Raw genomic sequence first — 24,705 nt, 5'->3', positions numbered from 1 at the left:
TCGAAACTGACCGAAACCCAGCAGCGGGAGATGGTGCGGCGCTCGTTCGTCGCGGAGGTGGCTGGGGTGCTTCGCATCCCGGAGGTCACCGCGGGCCGGTTGATCGATGACAGTGCTGTGCTGATGGATCGGTTGCCGGCAACATTGGCTGCTCTTCGCGAGGGAGAGATCAGTCTTCGTCATGCCCGGGTGATCGTCGACCAGGTCGCAACCCTCGACGACGAGCGCACCCTCGCGCTGGAGCAGGCCGCGGTGCCGTTCGCGATGAAGTTGACGGTGTCGAAGTTCAGCCAGAAGGCCCGGGTGTTGCGGGAGCGGATCGACGCCGAGTCGATCACGGAGCGCCGGGTGAAGTCAGCGAAGGACCGGCGGGTGGAGTTCCTTCCGGCCCGTGACGGGATGGCGTGGCTGAACCTGTACACGACCGCGCCGGAGGCCACGGCGCTGTACACGGCGATCCGTGCTGCCGCGATGCGACTGCAGACCACCACCGAAACGTGCACATTGACCCAGTTGGGTGCTGACGTGTGCGCCGACGCCCTCGCCGCCGGCCTCGCCGGCGACACCTCGGAATCACCGGTGTCGACGACCGCGTTCGACCGGATCCAGCCGACGGTGTTCGTCACCGTCCCGGCACTGACCCTGCTGGGTGAGAGTGACGAGCCAGGGGATCTGGCCGGGTACGGCCCGATCGACCCGGAGACCGCCCGGAAGCTCGCCGGGAGGTCGAAGACCTGGTACCGGCTGCTCACCGACCCGGAGAGCGGTGCTCTGTTGTCGTTGGGCCGCACGAGGTACACACCGACGAAGCAGATGCGGGACTATCTGGTTCTTCGCGACGGAACCTGCCGGTGGGAGGGCTGTAACCGGCAGGCGACACACTGCGAGATCGACCACACCGAAGCGTGGGAGTTCGGCGGGCCGACCGATTGCGACAACCTCAGCCACGTCTGTCCCAAACACCACAGAATGAAACACCAGACCACGTGGACGGCGAAACAACTCCCGGGTGGGGTGATCCGGTGGACCTCGCCCGACGGACGCAGCTACGTCACCGAACCCGAGGTGGCACTGCCGATGCCGACCAGTCGCCGACAAGACAACCAGTCCGGGTCAGCTCCGCCGGACCCGGCCACCGCACCGCCACGCATACACCCGTCCCCGCCCACCGCATCGCCGGGCACGGACCCGGACTGACCCCCGCCGTTCTGACCCTGGAGCATCGCTCCGACCGCTTGTGCTCTTTCTGCCGCACCTCGACTGCCACACCGCGATCTGCACCGGGAATTCATTCTCGATGCTGCCGTCCTTCGCGCTGTGGTCGAAGGCCACAAGATCAAAGTAGCGAGCGGTCAGGTGGGCGGTCCGAAGATTCAGCCGCCGGGCGAACAGTTCTCCGCTGTCACCCTTGGCGGGTGAGATCCGTCACCGGAACCACGGAGGCCGTGGCATCTGGAGTGCGCTGGTGCCAAGCTACGAATCAGAGTCCGTGCACATGACGCGTTGCAAGAGAAAGGTCTCGAAATGGGTGCCGCGCAGAAAACGCAGTCTCGATCCCCGGTAGGCCAGGACACGTGGAAGGCCGGCCTGTGGGCATTTTTCTCCGGGGTCATCGTCGCAGCGCTCATCGCCGTTCCGCTGTCGGCGTCGTTCGCCTTCGCGACCCATCCCGAGACTCGGTTCCTGTTCACCAATGCCGTCGATGTTTCGGCCACCGGCTATGCGGCGTTCTGGTGGGTGGCCACCCTCTTCCTGCTGTCGCTGCCGTTCCTCGTCGGGTTCGGCGTCGCCCGGATGTCGCGCAAGACCCTCGGGATCCTCGCCGGGATCGTGGTCATATTCCTGATCGCGCTTCTCGTCCTTGCGCAGGTCAGCTTCTGGTAGATCGGCTCACAGCGTCAGCCAGCCGCACGGGGCTGAAGCTTGATTGTCGTCTCGGCGGCTCGTGGGCCGACCACCGTGCCGACGATGCCCGCCCCGAATTGGTCGTACTTGACGTGGTACGCCGCATCGATGTCGCCGAAAACGGATGCATCGGCGTCGGTGAACACCACGTCCTTCTCGACTCCGCCGGCTCGGATCCGTCCGGTGCCGCTGGCCTTCGCGCGAACGAACCACGGGTTGCCTGGGCCGTAGGCTGAACGGACATAGATGTCGTTCCCCACCCGGACCACCCAGATCGTCACAGGGGGACGCAGCGTCCCGTCCTTCCGCGTCGAGGCGATCTGGAGTTCTTCAGCCGCGCCGACGAGGGACAGTTCGTCGCTGGTCCAGGTCGTGGTCGGGATCATCATGCGTCCCGAGATGATCCGGGGTACTCGTCATCGGTGACGAGTGCTCCCCACGTCGTCTCCGGCTCGTCGCTCCCCGGAGCGACCCCCTCCCACAGCGCGAGGTGGCTCATGAAGTTCGAGGCCGTTGCGCCGTGCCAGTGCTCCTGGCCAGGAGGGGTGTGGATCGTATCGCCGGGGCGGATCCCGACAACCTCGCCACCCCGCGCCTGAACGTAGCCGGCCCCTTCGGTCACGTGAAGGGTTTGACCCACCGCGTGTGAGTGCCAGGCGGTGCGGGCCCCCGGTGCGAACCGCACCAGGTTGAGGCGCGCCCGCGACGGCTCCTCACCCCGGTAATAAACATCGAAGTAGACGTCCCCGGTGAACCATTCCGTCGGGCCCTTTGTGCTCGGACCCCTGGGCAGAGTTTCCATAGTCGTTCTTCCCTCGCTCGTATCGTGGCATCCACGGTACGCGCGGCGCGAGCTGAAAGGGAGGTACTGGCGGTACACCGCTGATGCCCAGACGGGCGGAAGGCCCATTGCAACTTGGTTTCGTGCGCGAAGCGCCTCCCGCCAGTTGAGTTAGTCTCGGTATACCGTCAGCGTTGACGTTGCGAAAAATGATAAGGAACAAACCATGCGCAGAAAATCCCTTGTTGCCCCCTTGGCCGTGGCGGCAGCGACCGCATTTGTACTGACCGGGTGTGTGAACAATGAGGCAGCCCCCGCCGGCCAGCCGTCCGGCGGTTCGGTGTCAGCCGATGAGGAGCTCGCCTCGCTCGTGCCAGACGACATCGCGTCGGCCGGTGTGCTGAAGATCGGCGTCGACGCCAGCTACGCGCCGAACGAGTTCGAAGCGGACAACGGAAGCGTCACCGGCTGGGACGCGCAGCTCGCCGAAGCGGTCGCGAGCAAGCTCGGCCTCAAGGTCGAGTGGGAGAAGTCCCTGTTCGACGCGATCCTCCCGAAGGTCGCCGGCGGAACACTCGACCTCGGCTGGTCGAGCTTCACCGACAACGCTGAACGACAGGCGCAGGTCGACTTCGTGGACTACTACAGCGCTGGCCTCCAGTTCGCCAAGGCGGCGGGCGCCGAAGACCTCACCGAGTTCTGCGGCGTGACGATCGCGATTCAGGCATCGACAACCTCCGAGCAGTTCCTTCAGGACGCGAGCGACAAATGCGTCGCCGAGGGGAAGGATGCCGTCGACATGCTGAAGTCGGACGGCCAGGACGAAGCAACCAGCAACGCGGTCCTCGGACGCGCTGACTACATGCTCGCCGACTCGCCGATTACCCAGTACGGTGTCGCGCAGTCGGACGGAAAGCTCGAGCTCAGCGGTGACATCTTCGATTCCGCGCCATACGGTGTCGTCATCGAGAAGGACGGCGAGCTCGTCGAGGCCATTCAGGCAGCCATGCAGGCGCTCATCGACGACGGAACCTACACCGAGATCCTCGAAGAGTGGGGCGTCGAGGCGGGCGCTGTCACCGAGGCGACCGTCAACGGCGGCTAAGCCTGAAGCAGGCGGCCCGGAACTGACGGCCCCGAAACTGACGGCACTGAAACTGACGGCACAGAAACAGGCGGCACAGTGATGACAGATTCCAGAGACTCCTCCGTGCAGGAGTCCTCGACAGCACCGATCAAGGCGGTGAAGCTCCGGCATCCCCTGCGGACGACTTTTGCCGTCGTGATCGCGCTCCTTGTCGTTGCTTTCGTATGGGATGCAGCCACGAGGGAGGCCTATCAGTGGCCCCTCGTGGCGCAGTATCTCTTTGATCGGAGGATCACCCAGGCGGCGCTCATCACGCTGACCCTGACGGTCCTCTCCATGATCCTGGCGATCGTCATGGGCCTCGTCCTCGCGGTGATGCGGCTGAGCGACAACCCCGTTCTCAAAGCCGTCTCGTGGACCTACCTCTGGCTGTTCCGCGGCACCCCGGTGTACGTGCAGCTCGTGTTCTGGGGGCTCCTCGGAACGATCTACCGTTCGGTGACGATCGGCATCCCGTTTACCGATGTCGCATTCTTCACCGCTGCCCCGTTCGAATTCATCGACCTGTTCTGGCTTGCCGTGCTCGGTCTTGCTTTCAACGAGGCCGCGTACATGGCGGAGATCGTGCGCGGAGGCATCCTGAGTGTCCCGCGCGGTCAGGACGAAGCGGCACGCGCTCTCGGTATGAGCTGGCGGCAGACAATGCTTCGCATCATCGTGCCGCAGTCGATGCGCGTGATCATCCCGCCAACAGGCAACGAGGTGATCTCGATGCTGAAGACGACGTCGCTCGTTACAGCGCTCGGCTTCTCGCTCGAGCTGTACGCCAGGACGCGCGCGATCTCAGCGCAGATCTACGCCACTGTGCCGCTGCTGATCGTCGCGAGCATCTGGTACCTGCTCGTCACGAGCATCCTCATGGTCGGCCAGTACTACCTCGAGAAGTACTACGCGCGGGGTGTCTCGCCGCAACGTGCGACCGAGACCGAGCCCACCCAGACCGCATCCTTCGCCGCTGTTGAACCAGACGGCACCGGAGCGGCCGGCGGCTCAGATACGATCGCGACATCGAAGGGTGAACATCGATGAGTTCCAATCCGATGGTCCGCGCAGAGCACATCGTCAAACGTTTCGGATCGCACGAGGTCCTGAAGGACATCTCGGTCACCGTCGAGCGCGGCCAGGTCGCCTGCCTGATCGGTCCGAGCGGTTCCGGGAAGTCGACGTTCCTGCGCTGCATCAATCACCTCGAATCGATCAACGGCGGCCGTCTCTGGGTCGACGGGGATCTCATGGGGTACCGGCAACGCGGGGACAAGCTCTACGAGATGTCGCCGAAGGAAGTGTCCCGCCAACGGGCGGACATCGGCATGGTGTTCCAGTCGTTCAACCTGTTCCCGCACATGACGGTGCTCGAGAACATCATTGAAGCGCCAACCCGGGTGAAGAACGTGAAGAAGCAGGCGGCCGTCGCGACGGCCATGCAGCTTCTCGACCGGGTCGGGCTCGCCCACAAGGCGAAGGTGTACCCCGGTCACCTGTCCGGCGGGCAGCAGCAGCGCGTCGCGATTGCGCGGGCATTGGCGATGGAACCGAAGCTGATGCTTTTCGACGAGCCGACGAGCGCGCTCGACCCGGAGCTGGTCGGTGAGGTCCTCGACGTCATGAAAGGACTCGCCCAGTCCGGCATGACGATGATCGTGGTGACCCACGAGATCGGGTTCGCGCGTGAGGTGGGCGATTCGCTCTTCTTCATGGACGGCGGGGTGATCGTCGAATCCGGCGACCCGCGCGAGGTGCTGGCGAATCCGCAGCACCAGCGCACGCAGTCCTTCCTGTCGAAGGTCCTCTAGCCGGCGAGTACCTTGCGGATCCGCTGCAGCGACACCGTCTCTGCAGCGCCGATGTTCTGGGCGAACAGGCTCAGCCGGAGCTCCTCGAGCATCCAGCGCGCCTTCACGAGGTGCGGGGGAGCGAACGGCTCAAGCGGGATGGTGCCGCCGGCGGTCTTGAACAGGGCCGCAGCAGCCTGGATCTCGTTCATCCAGACCCGGTCGCGGTTGGGGTTGTCCGGCAGTCTCTCAGCGCGATGGGTGATTCCGGCGAGGTACCTCGGTATGGATGCCAGCCGTGCGGTTCCCGTCGCCGAGACGAAGCCCGGGAAGACGAGGCCGCCGAGCTGGGCGGTGGCGTCGCTCAGGGCGGGAAGCAGGGCGAGGCTTGTCGCCTTCTTGAGGGCCTTCTCCGCAGTGCGAGCTGCAGTGAGGACTTTGGCAACGAGCGACACGGTGTCGAACATCGTGTTCATCATCGCGCCGGAGACCCGGTCGCGAACCGTCTCGAATTCGGCCTTCATGAACAGGCATCCGTCCGGAGACACACGGAAGAGAACGTCATCGACGCACGCGACCAGGCAGTCGTCGAACAGGGCCTGCGTCGAGGGGTACGGGCTCGTGGCGAGCACGAGTTTCTCAGCGGATGTGAGGTGCTGCTGCACATAGGAGACAGGAGACGGCACCGAGAGAAGCAACAGCCGGCGCACGCCGGCGGGCATCGCGCGTCGCTGGTCGGCCTCCGTCGCCATGATCCGGATCGACACCGAGGTGCGCTCGTCGACGAGCGCCGGGTACCCGCGGATCGTGTTCCCGGCCTGGCGGGTGTCGACGTAGCGGGGAAGCTCGTCGAAGTCCCAGCGGGTGATGCCCGTGCGTTCGAGCGCGTTGGGCGTGGCTTCGGCGACTTTCGCGACGCTCTCCCGCGTGCGGGAGGCGAGGCGGCGCTGCAGGTCGATGAGGTCTTTCCCGGAGGCGACCGTACGGCCCTTCTCGTCGACAACCCGGAATGTGACCCGGAGGTGATCAGGAATCCGGGCGAGGTCGAAATCGGATGCTTCGATTGGCATATATGACAGGCGCTTGATCGCGATGGCAAGATGGGCGGCGAGCGTGTCGGAGTTCGTCGCCTGGGGCGCCGGCTGGGGTGGGGCATCCGGCAGTTCGGCCATGAGTCGTCGCGCCCAGTCGGCGGCGGGAACAACGTTACGTCGGATCGCTTTGGGGAGTGACTTGATCATCGCCGTGACAAGGTCCTGGCGGAGCCCGGGGACCTGCCAGTCGAATCCGGCCGGGGACAACCGGGGGAGCAGCGGCAGGGGAACCTGGACGGTGACGCCGTCGTCCTCCGCCCCTGGTTCGAATCGGTAGCGGAGGCTGAGCTTCTGGTCGCCCTGCCGCCACACCGGCGGGAACTCGGCTTCGTCGACTTCAGGGGCGTCCTCGGGGAGGAGGTCCTCCTGGCGCATCGTCAGCAGATCAGGCGTGGACTTGCGTGCCTCGCGCCACCAGCCTTCGAAGCTCCTCGTGGAGAACACCTCGGCGGGGATACGGGAATTGTAGAAGTCGAACACGGCTTCATCGTCGAAGAGGATGTCGCGACGTCGCGTGCGCTCCTCGAGCTCGGCGAGTTCTTTGCGCAGTTTGCGGTTCGCGCGGTCGAACGCCTGGGGGGAGTCCCACTCACCCTCGACGAGGGCGTGCCGGATGAACAGCTCGCGACTGAGTTCCGGGTCGATCCTGGAGTACTGCACGCGGCGCCGGGGCACGATGGCGAGGCCGTACAGCATCACTTTTTCCCAGGCGACGACAGCGCCCTGCTGTTTCTCCCAGTGCGGCTCGGAGAAGCTGCGTTTGACGAGGTCGCCTGCGATCTTCTCGGCCCAGGCCGGGTCGATGGCCGCGTTGGTGCGGGCGAACAGGCGGGACGTCTCGACGAGTTCGGCGGCCATGATCGCGTTCGGCTGCTTCTTCGCAAGGGCTGAGCCGGGGAAGATCACGAAGCGGGTCTGCCTGGCGCCGATGTAGTCGCCCTTCTTCGCTGGACCGGGGCGACCGGGCTGCTTACCGCGAGCGGTGTTCGCGGCGGCCGCCGCGGGATCCTTCAGGCCGATGTGCGAGAGCAGGCCGGCGAGAAGCGACTTGTGGATGCCGTCGGGGTTGATCGCGCGGTCGCTGAGGGTGAGCCCGAGTGGCTTCGACAGTTGGCGGAGTTGGCGAACGACGTCCTGCCATTCGCGTACGCGCAGGTAGTTGAGGTACTCGTTCTTGCACAGCCGACGGAACGCGCTCGAGCCGAGTTCCTTCTGCTTGTCCTCGAGGTAGTTCCAGAGGTTGAGCAGCGAAAGGAAGTCACTGGTCGGGTCGGTGAACCGCGCGTGCTGTTCATCAGCTTGAGCGCGACGTTCAAGCGGGCGTTCCCTCGGGTCCTGGATGGTGAGGGCCGCGACGATCGCCATCACCTCACGGGAGACGCCGTGCCGTTTCGATTCGACCACCATCCGGGCGAATCGCGGATCGATGGGCAGCCGGGACAGGTCACGGCCGACTCTGGTGAGTGCCGGGGTCTTGCCTTCGGCGGTGCTGATGGCGCCGAGCTCGCGGAGCAGGTCGATTCCGTCCTTGATGCCGCGCGAGTCCGGCGGCTGGAGGAACGGGAATGCCTGGATGTCACCGAGGCCGAGAGACACCATCTGCAGGATCACCGCCGCGAGGTTGGTGCGGAGGATCTCCGGTTCGGTGTACTCCGGGCGCGCGGTGAAGTCCTGCTCGGAGTAGAGACGGATGGCGATACCGTCGCTCGTGCGACCGGAACGCCCGGAGCGCTGGTTGGCCGAGGCCTGCGAGATCGCCTCGATCGGAAGCCGCTGGATCTTCGACCGGACGCTGTAACGGGAGATCCTCGCCGTCCCGGCGTCGATGACGTACTTGATGCCGGGAACCGTGAGGCTCGTCTCGGCGACGTTCGTAGCGAGAACGATGCGCCTCCGCACCCCTGCGACGGCGCTCGGCTGGAACACGCGGTGCTGCTCGGCCGACGTCAGGCGCCCGTAGAGCGGCAATACCTCGGTGACGCCGGCACCGCCTGAGGCGTACCGTGCACGGAGCGCGTCTGCGGTGTCACGGATCTCGGTCTCACCGCTGAGAAAAACGAGCACGTCGCCCATCGAATCCTGAGCGAGTTCGTCGAGCGCCGCCGTGATGCCGTCGATGGGGTCGAGGTCGGGCTGCGTCTCCGCGTCGTCGTCGTCATCGTCGCCGTCGGCCGGGGCATCCGCGACGAGGGGCCGGTAGCGGATCTCCACGGGGAAGGTGCGACCGGAGACCTCGACAATCGGAGCGTCGTCGAAGTGCCGCGAGAAGCTCTGAGGGTCGATCGTGGCGGAGGTGATGATCACCTTGAGGTCGGGGCGCTTCGGCAGGAGTTGCTTCAGGTAGCCGAGCAGGAAGTCGATGTTGAGGCTGCGCTCGTGTGCCTCGTCGATGATGATCGTGTCGTAGGCAGCGAGCATCCGGTCGCGGTGGATCGCGTTGAGCAGGATGCCGTCGGTCATCAGTTTGACCCTGGTGTCTTTGCCGGCCTGGTCGGTGAAGCGCACCTGATAGCCGACCAGTCCGCCGAGCTCGACCCCGAGTTCCTCGGCGATGCGCTCGGCGATGGTGCGCGCCGCCAGCCGCCTCGGCTGGGTGTGCGCGATCGATTCGCGGCCGAGTTCGAGGAGGATCTTCGGAAGCTGGGTCGTCTTCCCCGAGCCGGTGGCGCCCGCGACGATGACCACCTGGTTCTCGCGGATCGCGTCGGCGATCTCGTCCCGCATCTGGCTGACCGGCAGCTCAGGGGGATAGGAGATCGTGAAAGACATAGCCCTCCATCGTAAGACACGCCGGCTCGCTGGCGGGCGTCGGATTGCGCTGAGGGCGAAGCGGGGCAGGTGAAGTTGGGTCGCCCCGCGCGGGGGTGGTTAGCTGGAGCAATGACGACAACGTGGACCGGTCCAGTACTTCCCCTCAACTCAGGCGCAACCATCCCCCAGCTCGGTTTCGGCGTGTTCAAGGTCGATCCTTCCGAGACCGAACGCATCGTGACGGATGCCCTGGAGCTCGGCTACCGCCACATCGACACTGCCGCCATCTACGGCAACGAAGAGGGTGTCGGCCGTGCCATCGCGGCCAGCGGCATCCCCCGCGAAGACCTGTTCATCACGACCAAGCTGTGGAACTCCGACCAGGGCACGAAGTCGGCGCACGCCGCCATCGACTCGAGCCTGGAGAAACTCGGCCTGGACTTCGTCGACCTGTACCTCATCCACTGGCCGACCCCGAGGCGTGACCTCTACCGCGAGAGCTGGAAGGCCCTCCAGCAGATCCAGGCCGACGGCAAGGCGACATCCATTGGAGTGTCGAACTTTCTCGTCGAGCACCTCGAAAAGCTCCTCGCCGACGGCGGGACCGTGCCGGCTGTGAACCAGATCGAACTGCACCCGGCACTCCAACAGCGCGAGGTCGTCGAGTTCTCCCGCAACCACGGCATCCAGATCGAAGCTTGGGGTCCGCTCGGGCAGGGCAAGTATCCGCTCTTCGACGAGCCGAGCGTCAGGGATGCAGCCGCAGCACACGGCAAGACACCGGCGCAGGTCGTTCTCCGCTGGCACCTGCAGAACGGCAACATCGTCTTCCCCAAGTCGAACAGCCGTGCCCGCATCGCCGAGAACCTGGACCTCTTCGACTTCGAGTTGACGGATGCCGAGATCGCCGCGATCTCCTCCCTCGAGCGTGACGGCCGGGTCGGCTCCCACCCCAACGACCTCAATTGAGAATCCAAGGATCTGCCCTCATGGCATTACCCGACACGTTCGACTCAGCCACTGATGCCTTCTCTGCTGACTGGGCGAGCTGGCATGAAGCACGGGAACGGGGAACCAGTTCGCCGCTCGGCCTCGCCTCGCTCGTCGGTACCCACTGGCTCGCCGGCGCGCCGTCCGAGTACGAGGGCGTGCCTGGCTCCTGGCATGCCGCCCCTGAGGGCATTATCGGCACCGACGCTGCGCTCGATGGGTTGACCCTCCTTCAGGGTGGTCGGCCGATCGGCGTCATTTCGGGAACCACGGTGACCCTGACCGCGGGGCAGGACATCGAGTGGGGGGAGAAGCGGCTCCGCTACTTCGAGCGTGACGGAGCACTTGCGCTGCGCTTGCTCGACCCTGACGCACCGTCGCGAGTGGCGCTGCAGGGTATCGACGCTTTCCCTCCGACGGAGGACTTCGTCCTTGAGGGCCGGTTCCGCCCGGGCGATCCCGACTCGAGCGTCGAATTCACCACCATCGACGGCCACCGGTCCGAGGATGCTCCCGCCGGATTCGTCGACCTGGATCTGGCCGACGGGCCGGTGTCGCTGACGGTGACGCTGGAACGGGGACGTCTGCACGCTGTCTTCGCTGACGGGACAAGCGGTGCCGAAAGCTACCGGTTCCGCTTCCTCGACCTGGCATTGCCAGACGAAGACGGCACAGTGGTCGCGGACTTCAATCGGGCGTACTTGCCGCCGTGCGCGTTCAGTGACTTCTACGTCTGCCCGCTGCCGCCAGCAGGCAACCGGTTCAGCACGCCAATCCGTGCCGGCGAGAGAAACGTCGTCCGCTCAGCCTGATTACAGGGCGCGTTACGTCGTGTTTCGCGGTTATGGCGGGCGGAGCGGCAACCGGCGTAGCGTCGCAGCATGGTCGAGAACACAGCAAACCGCCCCCTCCGGGTCGTCGCGGTCAGCGGCAGCCTCCACGCGCCGTCGAAGACGAGCGTGCTCGTTTCCGCCATCCTTGACGAGATCGCCGAACACCAGGACATCTCGCGCCACATCATCGAACTGAGCGACATCGGCCCGGAGTTCGCAGGTGCGCTCACCCGCGAGCAGGTCCCAGCGTCGGTTGAGGATGAGCTTCGCCGCATCGAGAACGCCGACCTCCTGATCGTCGCCAGCCCGGTGTACCGGGGATCGTTCACCGGGCTCTTCAAGCACCTCTTCGACTTCGTCGGGCAGTACGCCCTCATCGACAAGCCCGTGCTGCTCGCGGCCACCGGTGGCGGCGAACGCCACGCCCTCATGCTTGAACACCAGTTCCGCCCGTTGTTCGGGTTCTTCCAGGCGCTCACCCTGCCGATCGGCGTCTACGCGTCAAACACCGACTTCGCCGAGTACACCCTGACCTCCGACGCGGTGAAGTCCCGCGTGCGGCTCGCTGTGCTCCGCGGCCTGCCTTTCGTTCACAACCGGGATCGTGAGCGTGATGAGATTTCCGCATACGTCGGAGCATGGTAGCCCGCGAAATCCGACTCTAGGCTTGGGGCATGGCCAACCGACTCGCCACCGCCCTCAGCCCATACCTCCGAGCGCACGCCGGCAACCCCGTCGACTGGCGTGAGTGGGGTCAGGATGCCTTCGAGGAGGCATCCGCCCGTGACGTGCCGGTCTTCGTTTCGATCGGCTATTCCACGTGCCACTGGTGCCATGTGATGGCGCGGGAGTCTTTCAGCGACCCTGTCGTCGCAGGGATCCTCAACGACAACTTCGTGAGCATCAAAGTGGACCGTGAGGAGTACCCCGGCGTTGACGCCAGCTACATGGCGCAAGCCGCGGCGTTCACCGGTCAGCTTGGCTGGCCGCTGAGCCTGTTCACGACCGCGGGCGGCGTGGCGTTCCACGCCGGCACCTACTTTCCCCCTGTTCCCATCTCGGGCTACCCGTCATTCCGCCAGGTCCTCGAAGCTGTGCTCGACGCCTGGACGAACCGCCGTGCCGAGGTTGTGCGAAACGCCGCAGCGATCGGGAGCGCGATCGCCGCGGCTCCGCAGCCGTCAGGAGGAACGCTTCCGGACGAAGCAGCCATCGATGCGGCCGTGGACCGCCTCGCCGCCGCCGAAGACCTCCAGTACGGCGGATTCGGCGCAGCTCCCAAGTTCCCCGTCGCACCCGTCCTCGGATTCCTCCTCGAGTCCGATTCGGGAAGAGACCTCGGTGCCCGCACCCTGGAACGGATGGCCGCTTCACCCCTCCGCGACCCTGTGGAGGGCGGCTTCTTCCGGTACGCCACGAAACGGGATTGGAGCGACCCGCACTACGAACGGATGCTGTACGACAACGCCCTCCTGCTCGACGCGTACGTGTCGGCATGGGGTGACGACGACAGCCGGGAGTGGGCGCACACGGCGGCATCCGGGATCGCTGACTTTCTCCTCGGCGTCATGCAGCTCCCGTCCGGTGGCTTCGCGAGTGCGCAGGACTCCGAGTCGGTGATCGACGGCGCCAAGTCCGAGGGCGGCTACTACGCAAGGAACGCCGAAGGCCGGGCGGAACTCGAGCCACCAGCACTCGACGAGAAAGTCCTGACCGGCTGGAACGGCCTCGCCATAGCGGCGCTTGCCCGCGCGGCTGTCGTCTTCGACCGCGACGACTGGCTCGAATCCGCACGGTGGGCGGCGGACTACCTGCTGGAGAACCACCGTGGTGCGAACGGCCGGCTGGTCCGGGCATCGGTGTCCGAGCGTTTGTCCTCCGCGCGGGCGACCCTCGAGGACTACGGCATGCTCGCCTCAGGGCTCCTGGCGCTCGCCGCCGCGACCGGGGAGCCGGCTTACGCGATAGCGGCCCGCTCGCTCATCGATGACTCTCTCACCGCCGGCGACGCCGCCGGCACCGTCTTCGCTGAACCGGGAGGCGGTGACCCGGTTCTAGCCGCCGCCGGGATCACGCTGGTCGGGGATCCGTCCGAGGGGGCTTACCCGTCGGGGCTCAGCGCGAGCGCGGAGGCGGCGTGGCGGCTGTACCTGCTGACAGGGGAGGGTCGTTACCTGCGCGCCGCGGCCGCGGTCCTCGGATCCGTAGCAGAGCTCGCTCTCGCGAACCCGGTCTCCTTTGGCACGTCGCTGACCCTGCTGCATCGGCTCGCGCGAACCCCGGTGCAGCTTGTCGTCGTCAGCCCGGATTCCGCCGGTCGCACTACCGGCCTTCCTTCGAGCATCCGAAAGCGCCGGACCGACGTCACCGCGCTGGTCAGCGAGCAGCAGGCGCGTGAACTGGCGGCATCCGGGTTTGAGCTGTTCGACGCCCGGACGCCGAGGAACGGGGCGAGGGCCGCCTACCTGTGCGAGAACTTCACCTGCCGGATGCCCACTGTGGTGTGAGGATCAACGGGCCGCGACGACATGGTTCGCTCGCCGTCGCGGCGGGGCAGGTGGCCGACCGGCGGCGACGACACGGTCGACGTCGGCCTGATCGGCCCAGCCGTCGGGCAGCGGAACGGCGACGATCGATCCGGTCCCGGGCTCGACGATCCCCGTGTCGGTCTCGCGGCCCTCGGTGAGCCACGCTCTCAGGCCGCCATCCAGCACGGCGATCGACGCGAAGCCGTAGCTGCGGAACAGCCACCAGAGGCGTGCCGCCCACATCCCGTCCTCGCTGTCGTACGCGACGACGGCGCTCGATTCCCGGATCCCGACGGATGCCGCCGCCTGCCCGAACGCCGCCGCATCCGGTCGCGAAAATCCACCGCCAGGGCCGCTGAAGACGTCGACCAGGTTCGCGAAAACGGCTCCGGGGACGTGCCCGTCGAGGAGATACCGCTCGAAGCCCGCCACGAAGGCGGGCGCGTCCGATGCGGCACGAACGACGAGGACTGTGGCGTCGAGGACGACGAGCTCGTCAGAGCCGAGATGATCGGCCAGCCATTGCGTCGTGACCGTCGGGCCGCTGAGAACGGGAGGCATGCTTCCACGGTAAGGGACCAATCCCTGGCCGTCACTGGCAGCGGTCACACGCCGTCATTCGCGTTCACACGGGGCAGCACACCGGCCGGGTCAGCACTCGATCACATTGACCGCGAGGCCGCCTTCGCTCGTCTCCTTGTACTTCGTCGACATGTCGACGCCGGTCTGGCGCATGGTCTCGATCACCTGGTCCAGCGACACCAGGTGGGTCCCGTCGCCGTGCAGCGAGAGTCGTGCGGCGCTCACGGCGGTCGTCGACGCTATCGCGTTGCGTTCGATGCACGGCACCTGCACGAGCCCGCCGACGGGGTCGCAAGTGAGGCCGAGGTGGTGTTCCATCGCGATCTCAGCCGCGTTCTCGACCTGTCCGGGCGTGCCGCCGAGCACAGCACAGAGCGCACCTGCCGCCATCGCGCACGCCGATCCGACCTCGGCCTGGCAACCACCCTCCGCGCCCGAAATCGACGCGTTCGCCTTGAACAGCGACCCGATGGCCGTTGCGGTGAGGAGGAAACGACGGATGCCCACTGCAGACGCACCCGGGACGAAGCGCAGGTAGTACGACGCCACCGCGGGGAGAATCCCGGCGGCACCGTTGGTCGGTGCGGTGACGACGCGTCCGCCTGCAGCGTTTTCTTCGTTCACGGCGAGAGCGAACGAGTGCAGCCATTCGCTCGGAAGTTCGCGACCGCTTTCGGCTTCGGCACTCTGCAGGTGGTCGCGCACCGCCGCCGCCCGGCGCTTGACGTTAAGGCCGCCGGGCAGGGTTCCCCGTCCGGCGAGCCCGTTGCGAACTGAGTCGTCCATCGCCGACCAGATGGCGTCGAGACCGGCATCGACGTCGGCGGGGGAGCGGACGGCCTCTTCGTTCTGCCTGGCGATCTCATCGATCCGCATCCCATGCAGGGTGCAAAGCTCGAGGAGGGCGGCGGCTGTCGCGAACGGGAGCGGGTAGGCCGGTGCCGGGCGTGCCGAGAGGTCTTCGCCCTCGCGGCGGATGAACCCACCTCCGACCGAGTAATAGGTTTCGCTTGCCAGGGGTTCAGCAGCGCCCGACCATGCGGACAGGGTGAGGGCGTTCGGGTGGGAGGGCAGGCGGGTGCGCGGTGCGAAGCTGACATCCGTCTTCTCGAAGGGGATGCGACGGGTGCCGCCGAGAAGCAGGGACGACCCAGGCGCGAGCCCGGACCAGGCGCGACGGACGTCGACAGGATCGCAGGTCTCAGGGCGTGCGCCGGCGAGCCCGGCGACAACGGCGTCCGGCGTTCCGTGCCCGATACCCGTTGAACCGAGAGAGCCGTAGAGGACGCACGTGATGCGCTCGACGGCGTCCAGCCGGCCCGAGTCGCCGAGGCGTGTCGCGAAGTCCAGGGCGGCGCGCATCGGACCGACCGTGTGTGAACTCGACGGCCCGATGCCGATCGAGAACAGGTCGAAAGCCGAGACATACGCCGTCATGTTTTCTCCTCGCCGAACCGCCCCGGAGTGGGAGTTCAGTGCCACTCTAGGGCGCGGAGATGAGGGGCGGGCGGCGTGTTGTCAGCAGGCAGGTTCGTGTGCAGCAAAACACCGCGAATCCCCGGTTATTCGCAGCAAAGCGGCGTGCAGCGGTTAGCGGAGTGCCTTGCGTGAGGTGATCTGACCGGTGTCGAAGCCGAACAGGTTCAGCCCGCCGTTGAACCGGGCGTGCTCGACCTTGATGCAGCGGTCCATGACGACGGTCAGGCCATTCTGCTCGCCGTACCGCGCCGCCTCTTCATTCCAAATGCCGAGTTGGACCCACACCGTTTTCGCGCCGCTGGCCAGCACATCGTCGATAACCGAGGGGATGTCGCTCGCCTTGCGGAAGACGTCGACGATGTCCGGCACCTCGGGCAGCGACGCGAGGTCCGGGTATGCCTTCTGGCCGAGGATCTCGTCGGCGTTCGGGTTCACGAAGTAGACGCGGAAATCGGTGGACTGGAGCAGGTACGTGCCGACGAAGTAGCTCGACCGTGCCGGGTTCGGTGACGCTCCCACGATCGCCACGGACTTCGCGGCGCGCAGGATGCCGAGTCGTGCCTTCGCGTCTGGACCGACCCAGGTGCGCTGGCTTTTGAGCAGCTTCGCCAGCGGCGAATCCGACGGGAGCGAGCAGGTGAGCCCGTTCTGCAGCTGGGTGGTGACGAGTTCTGACATGGCTTAAGCCTCCACTGCCTGGGCGAGCGCCTGGTCGAGGTCGTAGATGATGTCGTCGACGTCTTCGATGCCGACGCTCAGGCGCACCACACCGGGGAGCACCCCGGCGTCGAGAAGCTGCTGTTCGGTCAGCTGTGCGTGTGTTGTTGACGCTGGGTGGATGATGAGCGTCTTGGTGTCGCCGATGTTCGCAACGTGGCTCGCGAGGTTGACCGACTCAATGAGCTTCTGGCCCACCGCGCGGCCGCCCTTGACGACGAAGCTGAAGACGCTGCCGGCGCCCTTCGGGAGGTACTTGCGCGCCCGGTCGCGGTGCGGGTGCGAATCGAGGCCGGCCCAGTACACCGCCTCGATGCGGGAATCGGCTTCGAGCCAGGCAGCGACTTTGCCAGCATTGTCGACGTGTGCCTGCATTCGGTACGACAACGTTTCAACCCCCTGCGCCAGTGTGGCGGCTGCCGTCGCGGAGAGCGCTGGGCCGATGTCTCTCAGCTGCTCCGCCCGCAGCCGGGTGAGGAACGCGTACTCGCCGAAATTGCCCGACCATTCCAGACCGCCGTAGCTCGGGACCTGCTGGCCGAACAGGGGGAACTTGTCACTGTGCCAGTCGAACCGCCCGCTCTCAACGACGACACCGCCGAGTGTCGTACCGTGCCCGCCGAGGAACTTGGTCGCCGAGTGGGTGACGATGTCAGCGCCCCACTCGATCGGACGGTTCAGGTAGGGGGTGGCGATCGTGGAGTCGATCACGAGCGGGATGCCGTGGGCGTGGGCCACGTCGGCGAGCGCTTCGATGTCGGCGATCTCACCAGACGGGTTGGCGATCGTCTCGGCGAAGATCAGCTTGGTCTGGGGGGTGACCGCCCTGGCGTAGTCTTCGGCGTTTGCCGACTGCACGAAGGTGGTCTCCACCCCGAAGCGTCTCAAGGTCACGTCGAGCTGGGTGATCGAACCGCCGTAGAGGTTCGCGGATGCCACGATGTGGTCGCCGCTCCCGACGAGGCTCGCGAAGGTGATGTACTGCGCCGACAGGCCGGATGCCGTCGCGACGGCGCCGAGGCCGCCCTCGAGGCTCGCCACCCGCTCCTCGAAACTGGACACTGTGGGGTTCGCCAGCCGGGAGTAGATGTTGCCGTACTTCTGCAACGCGAAGCGGGCCGCGGCATCCGACGTGTCGTCGAACACGAACGCCGTCGACTGGTAAATCGGGAGCGCGCGGGCTCCAGTCACCGAGTCAGGGATGTTGCCCGCATGGATTGCCCGGGTGCGGAAGCCGTATTCGCGATCTGCCATGGAATCGAGGCTACCGGTTTTGGCAGGGCCGACCCGCCGGGCGTCGTAACACTGTGAAGCACTGCTCAGCCGAAGAGGAGCACGGCCGCCAGGGCGAGGGCGGCGATGAGGAGCCAGGCGAGCAACCCGCCAGAAACATTCCGCCGCCGTTCGACGATGCCGGCGACAGCGACGATCGGCGCCAGCATGAGGACGCGCGTCAGCTTCACGACGAGCGCAACGGCGATGAGGACTGCGCCGGCCGCGAGGACGAGGCCGGGCGCCCGGGAACGCCAGACCGACGGCGCGGTCGATACCGCCGTCACACCCACGTCGGCAACCAGGAATGCAGCATCCAGAACCAGTACGGCACCGTCGTCGCCGACCAGAGCGGGTACCAGAACGCGGTGATCGCGGCCGAGGCGACCACGAAAACGACCGTCAGGGAGATTCCGCGGCTTCGCCGCCAGCGTTCGTCATTCGGTGAGCCGAGCAGGAGGCCGATGCAGAAGACGAGGCCGAGGATCAGGTACGGCAGGAACACGATCGTATAGAACTGGAACACCGTCCGATCGGTGTAGAGCAGCCAGGGGAGGTAGCCAGCCACCGTACCCATGAGGATCAGTCCTACCCGCCACTCGTGGTACCGGGCGAGGCGGTACAGGAGGTAGAACAGGGCGGCGACGGCGGCCCACCAAATCAGCGGGTTCGCGATCGACGTGATGGCCTGCGAGCACGGTTCGGCGGCGCAGCCATCGGTGCCAACCCCAGGGGACGCGTACCACATGCTCGTCGGCCGCGTCATGACCAGCCAGCTCAGCGGATCGGCGGAATACGGGTGCGGCGCCTTCAGCCCGACATGGAAGTTGTAGATCGACTGCTGGTAGAAGATGAAGCTCTGCCACGCCGTCGGCACCCAGGAGAACACTCCCGTCCACGCGTTCGACGCCTGATCGGCCCAGTGCCGGTAGTAGCCGTTGTCGCTGACGAACCAGCTTGTCCAACTCACCAGGTACACGACGAGCGCAGGCGGAACGAAGAGGAGGAACGTCGCCGGGCCCTGCTTGAGGACGGCGGCGCTCGTCCACAGCGGCAGGCCCAGCCGGCGCCGGGCAAGCGCGTCAACGACGACGAGGTACAGGCCGAACGCGGCTAGAAAGTACAGGCCGCTCCACTTCACGCTCGACGCCAGCCCGAATGAGAGACCGGCGGCGAGCACCCACGGTCGCCACCACAGAACCGGTCCCCACGACGGGTCCGTGCCTGCCGCACGGGCGGTCGCCAGGCGCTCGCCGAGAATGCGTTCGTGCCGTTCGCGATCGAGCAGGACACAACCGAAGCCGAGGAGCGCGAACAGCATCACCGAGTTGTCGAGAACGGCCACGCGTGACATCACGATCGCCTGTCCGTCGATGGCAAGGAGGAAGCCGGCGAGAACGGCGAGGAGGGTCGACGCGAAGAGCTTCCGCGCGATGAGCATGATCGCGACGACGGCGAGGGTTCCGACGATCGCGGTGGAGATCCTCCAGCCGAAACTGTCACCGGGGCCGAACGCGGCCATCCCCAGTGCGATCAGCCACTTGCCGAGCGGAGGGTGCACGACATAGGACGGGTCGTCGAGGAACCCGGACGTTTCGCCGCGGTTGAACGCTTCATCCGCGTTCTCCGGCCAGGCCGACTCGTACCCGTTCGACAGGAGCGTCCAGGCATCCTTGACATAGAAGGTCTCATCGAACACGAGGGTGTGCGGGTGACCAAGGTTCCAGATGCGCAGGATGCCGGCGAGGATGGCCACGAACAGCGGGGCGCCCCAATACCAGGCCAGGCGTCGCCGTGGCGTCGACAGCATCCGCGCCGACAGTTCGTCCAGCCGTGAGCCGCGCTGCACCGTGTCGTCGCCGGGCGACGTGGACTCCCCAGCCGGGTCGCCTGACACGACAAGGGCGAACGGATCGCGATTCGGGGTGGACACCCTGCCATGCTAGCCACCGGCGCGGGGTCGCACGGGGGGCGGAGTGGGAGACTAAGGCCATGATTATCCTCGCAGCGACACCGATCGGAAACCTCGGGGACGCGTCGAAACGCCTCGTCGACGCACTAAGCACCGCCGAGGTCGTCGCCGCTGAAGACACCAGGACGACGGTGAAGCTGCTCAAGGGGCTTGGAATCACCCACAAACCCCGGCTGGTCAGCCTGCACGAGCACAACGAGCGGGAGAAGTCGGCCGAACTGCTCGAGCTCGCCCGGGACAGCGACCTGCTCGTTCTCAGCGACGCCGGGATGCCGACCGTGTCGGACCCCGGGTATCACCTTGTCGTCGCTGCGGTCGAGGCCGGGATCGAGGTTTCCGTCCTGCCCGGCCCGAGCGCGGTGATCACGGCGCTCGCCGTCTCCGGCCTGCCGACCGACCGGTTCACGTTCGAGGGTTTCCTGCCGCGAAAGCACGGGGATCGTGTGCAGGCCTTCCGGCAGCTCGAACACGAACGCCGCACCATGGTCTTCTTCGAGTCGCCGAACCGCCTGGCCGCATCGCTCGCCGACGCGGCATCCGTTCTCGGGAACGACCGCAGGGTCGTCGTCTGCCGCGAACTGACCAAGATGTTCGAAGAGGTCAAGCGCGGCACCGCCGCCGAGCTGGCCGAGTGGGCGGAGGCCGGCGTCCGTGGTGAAATCTGCCTCGTCATTGCCGGCGCCGAGAAACGTGAGGTCAACCTGCACGACGGCGTCGTCCAGGTCCTCGAACTCGTGAGGGCGGGGGAGCGGCTGAAGGAGGCGACAGCGCAGGTCTCTGAAGCGACGGGGCTGAGCAAGCGGGAGCTGTACCAGGCGGCGCTAGCGGTCAAAAACTGACGCGGGTTCCCCGCATTGCCGAGTGCTGCACGCGCGCAACCCGCCAACCGGGCAACTGGCGGGCGGCGTAACCCTGCACGGCTCGGCCATAGGATTGAGTCCATGGCCAGCGGTAAGTCGTTCTACATCACCACGCCCATCTTCTACGTGAATGATGCGCCCCACATCGGTCACGCCTACACGGAGGTGGCCGCAGACGTCCTCGCGCGCTGGCACCGCCAGGCCGGCGACGACACCTGGTCGCTGACCGGGACCGACGAGCACGGTGAGAAGATCCTCCGCACGGCGACCGCCAACGGCACGACGCCGCAGAAATGGGCTGACAAGCTCGTCACCGAGGCGTGGAAGCCGCTGCTTCAGACCATCAACATCCAGAACGACGACTTCATCCGGACCACCGACGAACGCCACGAGACGAACGTGCAGCTGTTCCTGCAGCGGCTGTTCGACGCCGGGTACGTGTACTCCGGTGAATACGAAGCGCTGTACTGCGTCGGATGTGAGGAGTTCAAGCCGCAGTCCGAGATCGTCGACGGCACCGGTCCGTTCGAAGGCCAGAAAGTGTGCGCGATCCACTCGAAGCCGCTCGAACTGCTGCAGGAGAAAAACTACTTCTTCCGGATGAGCGACTTCACCGACCGGCTGCTCGCCCTCTACGACGAGCGCCCCGACTTCATTCAGCCCGAGTCGGCCCGCAACGAGGTCATCCAGTTCGTCAAGCAGGGCCTCTCCGACCTGTCGATCTCCCGCTCCAGCTTCGACTGGGGAGTCAAAGTTCCATGGGACGACTCGCACGTGGTCTACGTCTGGTTCGACGCGCTCCTCAACTACGTGACCGCGATCGGCTATGGCCAGGACGAAGAGGAATTCGCACGCCGGTGGCCGGCCACCCACATCGTTGGCAAGGACATCCTCCGGTTCCACGCCGTCATCTGGCCGGCGATGCTCCTCGCCGCCGGCCTCGAGGTGCCCAAGCAGATCTTCGGCCACGGCTGGCTCCTCGTCGGCGGCGAGAAGATGTCCAAGTCGAAGCTCACCGGAATAGCACCGACCGAGATCACCGACACATTCGGCTCCGACGCGTTCCGCTACTACTTCATGCGAGCCATCGCTTTCGGGCAGGACGGATCGTTCAGCTGGGAAGACCTGTCTGCCCGGTACCAGTCAGAACTCGCCAACGGTTTCGGCAACCTGGCGTCGCGCGTCACCGCCATGGTCACCCGCTACTTCGACGGTGTGGTTCCTGCAGAGGGCGAGCGGACGGACGGGGAACTGCTCATCCACGCTGTCGTGTCGACGGCAGCCGACCTCGCGAACGCGTCGATCGAGAAGCTCGCCATCCACGACGCCCTCGCGGCGATCTGGCGGATCGTCGACGAGCTCAACGGGTACATCACCGACCAGGAGCCGTGGGCGCTCTCGAAAGACGAGGCCAACCGCGAGCGTCTCGGCACTGTGCTGTACACGGCGCTCGACGGGCTGCGCGCCCTCGCTGTTCTGCTCTCACCGGTTCTCCCCGAAGCCACCGCTCGCCTGTGGACCTCCCTTGGTGCCGCTGACGCGCTCGGCGCGCTGGAGGCTCAGCCGCTTCGGGAGGCCGGAGTATGGGGCCAGCTCCCGGCCGGTACGCAGGTCTCCGCGCTTGAGGCGCTGTTCCCGCGCATCGAGAGCACCGTCAACTGACCGGGCGGATGCCGCGTCGCCGGCCCGCAAGTGGGGTACCGTCGAGACCATGACGAACTCCGCTTCTGAGCGCCAGGAACTTCGGTACCCCCCGCTTCCTGAGGCGTTGCTCGTACCGGTGTACGACAACCACACCCACCTGGACCCGTCGGTCGGCTCGGGCCGCCCCGTCGCCGATGGGGGAGCACTCGACTACCGTGAACACCTCGACCGCGCGTCGAGCGTCGGCGTGCGCGGGATCGTGCAGGTGGGTACGGATGTCGAGTCGTCGATCTGGAGCGCCGAGACTGCGGCAATCGAGCCGAGGATGCTCGCCGCTGTTGCGATCCATCCCAACGAAGCCCCGAGACTCGATGCTGACGGCACCCTCGACGACGCCCTCGCGGTCATCGACGAGCTGGCCGCCCGACCGCGGGTGCGTGCGATCGGCGAGACCGGTCTCGATTATTTCCGCACCGGGCCGGAGGGCCGCGAGGCGCAGCAGCGCGCATTCGAGGCGCACATCCGGATGGCGAAAGAGCACAACCTCGCATTGCAGATCCACGACCGCGACGCCCACGCCGACGTACTCGAGACGCTCCGCCGCGTCGGTGCCCCCGAACGGACGGTGTTCCACTGCTTCTCCGGCGACGCGGAACTTGCCCGGGAGTGTGCCGACAACGGATGGTTCATGTCTTTCGCGGGCACGGCGACGTTCAAGAACGCCCAGAACCTCCGTGACGCGCTCGACGTGGCGCCACGGAACCTGCTGCTGCTTGAAACCGATGCACCGTACCTGACGCCGATGCCTCACCGCGGCCAGCCGAACGCGCCATATCTGCTTCCGCACACGGTCCGCGCGATCGCGGCACATCTCGGCACGGACCCGTCGATGCTCGCGGCACAGATCTCCTCGAACACCGAGTACGTGTACGGCCACTGGGACGAGGACCCGGTCACCTCCCCGCCGGACCCGTACGACACCCCTCCTCAGAAAGATGGCGAATGAGCCTCCTCGGCCCCGCAGAAATCCGTGACCTCGCCGATTTGCTCGACGTCCAGCCGACGAAGAAACTCGGCCAGAACTTCGTCGTCGACGCGAACACCGTGCGCCGCATCGTCAAAGTCGCGAAGGTGGCAGAGGGCGAGCACGTCGTCGAAGTCGGCCCCGGGCTGGGCTCGCTCACCCTCGGGCTGCTCGAAGCGGGGGCGAGCGTCGTCGCCGTGGAAATCGACCACCGCCTCGCCGAACAGCTGCCGAGAACCGTCGAACTGCTGCAGCCAGGTGCCCCGCTCACCGTCGTGAGCGCCGACGCGATGAGGATCATGGAACTTCCCGGCGACCCGACGCGGCTCGTCGCGAACCTGCCGTACAACATCTCGGTCCCGGTCCTCTTGCACCTGCTCGAGCACTTCGAATCGATCCGCGCCGGTGTCGTGATGGTCCAGGCCGAGGTCGGGCACCGCCTCGCGGCCGAACCCGGATCGAAGATCTATGGCAGCCCAAGCGTCAAGGCCAGCTGGTACGGCACCTGGCGAACCGCGGGAACGGTGAGCCGCCAGGTGTTCTGGCCGGTGCCGAACGTTGACTCCGTCCTCGTCGGCTTCGACCGGCGCGAGGAGGCGATCGGGACGGAAGAGGAGCGCGTGCTCACCTTCAGCATCGTCGACGCCGCCTTTCAGCAGCGGCGGAAGATGCTGCGACAGTCCCTTGGGCAGCTGCTCGGCGGGTCGGCAGCGGCGACGGATGCCATGACAGCGGCGGGTGTCGCGCCGACGGCACGCGGAGAAGAGCTCACCGTGCACGACTTCCTCCGCATCGCCCGCCAGGTCGGGTCTTCGTGATGGTGGTCTCCCGGCTGAGTGACAGCATCGGCGACGCATCCGTTCTGGCCGCGACGGGGCGGAGCCGCGCCAGCTGGCGGGAGACCCTGGAGAATGCACGCGCCGTTCAGTGGAACCACACGGTCATCGCGGCCTGGCTCGTCGCCGAGCACGGCGTGGGCCCGTGGTGGGCGCAGAACATCACCGTCGACTTCGAGCAGCACAGCGGACGTCGCCGCCCCGGGCAGCGAGCCGATGGCAGTTTCGAAGTTACGGTGTCCCGTCGCCTGCCCGTGGGCCAGGAGGATGCTCTCGCCCAGACAGTGGCATCCGTTTCAGCAGCCCTCGACCTGCCGGCGGCGTCGGTCAACTCAGGCGGCAGGTACTGCAGTGCCCGGTGGAAGCTCCACGACGGAAGTGCCGTAACGGCGAGCGTGTGGCCAACGTCGGGAGAAAAGACAACCGTTGCGCTCAGCCACGTCGGTCTGGCGTCGGAGAGTAGCATGCACCCGGCGAAGGAGTTCCTGCGGGGCGCACTGCCTCCTGCCCTGCGTTAG

23 protein-coding genes are annotated in these 24,705 nt (G+C 66.4%); 14 read left to right on the top strand and 9 right to left on the bottom strand.

Features of this window, described 5'->3' with window-relative positions; translation table 11 throughout:
- Both BM197_RS14425 and BM197_RS14420 read left to right on the top strand, forming a co-directional pair.
- Positions 1-1,197 (top strand): HNH endonuclease signature motif containing protein (locus tag BM197_RS14425; protein WP_143095086.1); only part of this gene is annotated, 1,197 nt, incomplete at its 5' end.
- A gap of 327 nt (positions 1,198-1,524) precedes the next feature.
- Positions 1,525-1,884, top strand: a complete 360-nt coding sequence (locus BM197_RS14420; RefSeq protein WP_090712748.1) for a hypothetical protein — start codon at positions 1,525-1,527, stop codon at positions 1,882-1,884.
- A 14-nt stretch (positions 1,885-1,898) separates the two neighbouring features.
- Here BM197_RS14420 and BM197_RS14415 read toward each other — a convergent pair whose 3' ends face one another.
- Both BM197_RS14415 and BM197_RS14410 read right to left on the bottom strand, forming a co-directional pair.
- Complete coding sequence (locus tag BM197_RS14415; RefSeq protein ID WP_245762557.1) at positions 1,899-2,294, bottom strand: DUF2255 family protein; 396 nt, start codon at positions 2,292-2,294, stop codon at positions 1,899-1,901.
- Positions 2,291-2,707, bottom strand: coding sequence for a (R)-mandelonitrile lyase (locus BM197_RS14410; protein ID WP_090712746.1), 417 nt, complete (start codon positions 2,705-2,707; stop codon positions 2,291-2,293). The genes BM197_RS14415 and BM197_RS14410 overlap by 4 nt, the downstream gene beginning before the upstream one ends.
- Positions 2,708-2,912: 205 nt before the next feature.
- Between BM197_RS14410 and BM197_RS14405 the strand changes: the two genes are divergently transcribed.
- From BM197_RS14405 to BM197_RS14395, 3 genes are all read left to right on the top strand, one after another.
- Positions 2,913-3,791 (top strand): ABC transporter substrate-binding protein, encoded by an 879-nt coding sequence (locus tag BM197_RS14405; protein ID WP_090712744.1) that lies wholly within the window; start codon positions 2,913-2,915, stop codon positions 3,789-3,791.
- An 81-nt stretch (positions 3,792-3,872) separates the two neighbouring features.
- On the top strand, positions 3,873-4,862 hold the full coding sequence (locus BM197_RS14400; RefSeq protein ID WP_090712742.1) for an amino acid ABC transporter permease: 990 nt from the start codon (positions 3,873-3,875) through the stop codon (positions 4,860-4,862).
- Complete coding sequence (locus tag BM197_RS14395; RefSeq protein ID WP_090712740.1) at positions 4,859-5,626, top strand: amino acid ABC transporter ATP-binding protein; 768 nt, start codon at positions 4,859-4,861, stop codon at positions 5,624-5,626. Before BM197_RS14400 ends, BM197_RS14395 begins: the two co-directional genes overlap by 4 nt.
- On the opposite strand, the gene hrpA is transcribed toward BM197_RS14395, so the two are convergent.
- Positions 5,623-9,468 carry an ATP-dependent RNA helicase HrpA gene (gene hrpA, locus BM197_RS14390; protein ID WP_090712739.1) on the bottom strand — a complete coding sequence of 1,282 codons (3,846 nt, stop codon included), beginning with the start codon at positions 9,466-9,468 and terminating at the stop codon, positions 5,623-5,625. The two genes, BM197_RS14395 and hrpA, sit on opposite strands and share 4 nt — an antisense overlap.
- A 111-nt stretch (positions 9,469-9,579) precedes the next feature.
- Between hrpA and BM197_RS14385 the strand changes: the two genes are divergently transcribed.
- The 4 genes from BM197_RS14385 (at position 9,580) to BM197_RS14370 (ending at position 13,780) form a co-directional block, all read left to right on the top strand.
- Positions 9,580-10,419: an aldo/keto reductase gene (locus BM197_RS14385; RefSeq protein WP_090712737.1), complete on the top strand. Its 840-nt coding sequence runs from the start codon at positions 9,580-9,582 to the stop codon at positions 10,417-10,419.
- Positions 10,420-10,439: 20 nt separating this feature from the next.
- A complete protein-coding gene (locus BM197_RS14380) occupies positions 10,440-11,252 on the top strand; it encodes a DUF1684 domain-containing protein (RefSeq protein WP_090712735.1) in 813 nt (270 codons plus the stop codon).
- Between the two features lie 69 nt (positions 11,253-11,321).
- Positions 11,322-11,918 (top strand): FMN reductase, encoded by a 597-nt coding sequence (gene msuE, locus BM197_RS14375; protein WP_090712734.1) that lies wholly within the window; start codon positions 11,322-11,324, stop codon positions 11,916-11,918.
- 29 nt (positions 11,919-11,947) lie between these two features.
- Positions 11,948-13,780, top strand: coding sequence for a thioredoxin domain-containing protein (locus tag BM197_RS14370; RefSeq protein WP_090712732.1), 1,833 nt, complete (start codon positions 11,948-11,950; stop codon positions 13,778-13,780).
- A 3-nt stretch (positions 13,781-13,783) separates the two neighbouring features.
- Here BM197_RS14370 and BM197_RS14365 read toward each other — a convergent pair whose 3' ends face one another.
- The 6 genes from BM197_RS14365 to BM197_RS14340 all read right to left on the bottom strand — a co-directional run bounded on the left by BM197_RS14365 (position 13,784) and on the right by BM197_RS14340 (position 19,784).
- A complete protein-coding gene (locus tag BM197_RS14365) occupies positions 13,784-14,362 on the bottom strand; it encodes a sulfurtransferase (protein ID WP_090712730.1) in 579 nt (192 codons plus the stop codon).
- Between the two features lie 90 nt (positions 14,363-14,452).
- A complete protein-coding gene (locus BM197_RS14360; RefSeq protein ID WP_090712728.1) occupies positions 14,453-15,820 on the bottom strand; it encodes an L-serine ammonia-lyase in 1,368 nt (455 codons plus the stop codon).
- 153 nt (positions 15,821-15,973) lie between these two features.
- On the bottom strand, positions 15,974-16,540 hold the full coding sequence (locus BM197_RS14355) for a CoA-binding protein (protein WP_090712726.1): 567 nt from the start codon (positions 16,538-16,540) through the stop codon (positions 15,974-15,976).
- A 3-nt stretch (positions 16,541-16,543) separates the two neighbouring features.
- Positions 16,544-17,833: an O-acetylhomoserine aminocarboxypropyltransferase/cysteine synthase family protein gene (locus BM197_RS14350; RefSeq protein ID WP_090712724.1), complete on the bottom strand. Its 1,290-nt coding sequence runs from the start codon at positions 17,831-17,833 to the stop codon at positions 16,544-16,546.
- Between the two features lie 65 nt (positions 17,834-17,898).
- Entirely contained in the window at positions 17,899-18,144 is a 246-nt protein-coding gene (locus tag BM197_RS16665) for a hypothetical protein (RefSeq protein ID WP_090712722.1), read from the bottom strand.
- Entirely contained in the window at positions 18,135-19,784 is a 1,650-nt protein-coding gene (locus tag BM197_RS14340; RefSeq protein WP_245762556.1) for a dolichyl-phosphate-mannose--protein mannosyltransferase, read from the bottom strand. The genes BM197_RS16665 and BM197_RS14340 overlap by 10 nt, the downstream gene beginning before the upstream one ends.
- A gap of 59 nt (positions 19,785-19,843) precedes the next feature.
- Between BM197_RS14340 and rsmI the strand changes: the two genes are divergently transcribed.
- The 5 genes from rsmI to BM197_RS14315 all read left to right on the top strand — a co-directional run bounded on the left by rsmI (position 19,844) and on the right by BM197_RS14315 (position 24,705).
- The gene (gene rsmI, locus BM197_RS14335; RefSeq protein WP_090712720.1) at positions 19,844-20,662 is read left to right on the top strand and encodes a 16S rRNA (cytidine(1402)-2'-O)-methyltransferase; all 819 of its coding nucleotides are present in this window, start codon (positions 19,844-19,846) and stop codon (positions 20,660-20,662) included.
- A 102-nt stretch (positions 20,663-20,764) separates the two neighbouring features.
- Entirely contained in the window at positions 20,765-22,345 is a 1,581-nt protein-coding gene (gene metG / locus BM197_RS14330; RefSeq protein WP_090712718.1) for a methionine--tRNA ligase, read from the top strand.
- Positions 22,346-22,394: 49 nt separating this feature from the next.
- The gene (locus BM197_RS14325) at positions 22,395-23,333 is read left to right on the top strand and encodes a TatD family hydrolase (protein ID WP_090712716.1); all 939 of its coding nucleotides are present in this window, start codon (positions 22,395-22,397) and stop codon (positions 23,331-23,333) included.
- Complete coding sequence (gene rsmA, locus BM197_RS14320) at positions 23,330-24,169, top strand: 16S rRNA (adenine(1518)-N(6)/adenine(1519)-N(6))-dimethyltransferase RsmA (RefSeq protein ID WP_090712715.1); 840 nt, start codon at positions 23,330-23,332, stop codon at positions 24,167-24,169. The genes BM197_RS14325 and rsmA overlap by 4 nt, the downstream gene beginning before the upstream one ends.
- Positions 24,169-24,705 (top strand): hypothetical protein, encoded by a 537-nt coding sequence (locus tag BM197_RS14315; RefSeq protein ID WP_090712713.1) that lies wholly within the window; start codon positions 24,169-24,171, stop codon positions 24,703-24,705. Before rsmA ends, BM197_RS14315 begins: the two co-directional genes overlap by 1 nt.

The sequence above is a fragment of the Mycetocola miduiensis genome, from assembly GCF_900115155.1.
Lineage (GTDB): Bacteria > Actinomycetota > Actinomycetes > Actinomycetales > Microbacteriaceae > Mycetocola_A > Mycetocola_A miduiensis.
The sequence above is the reverse complement of the archived record's forward strand: the minus strand, read 5'-3'. Positions and strand labels throughout refer to the sequence as shown.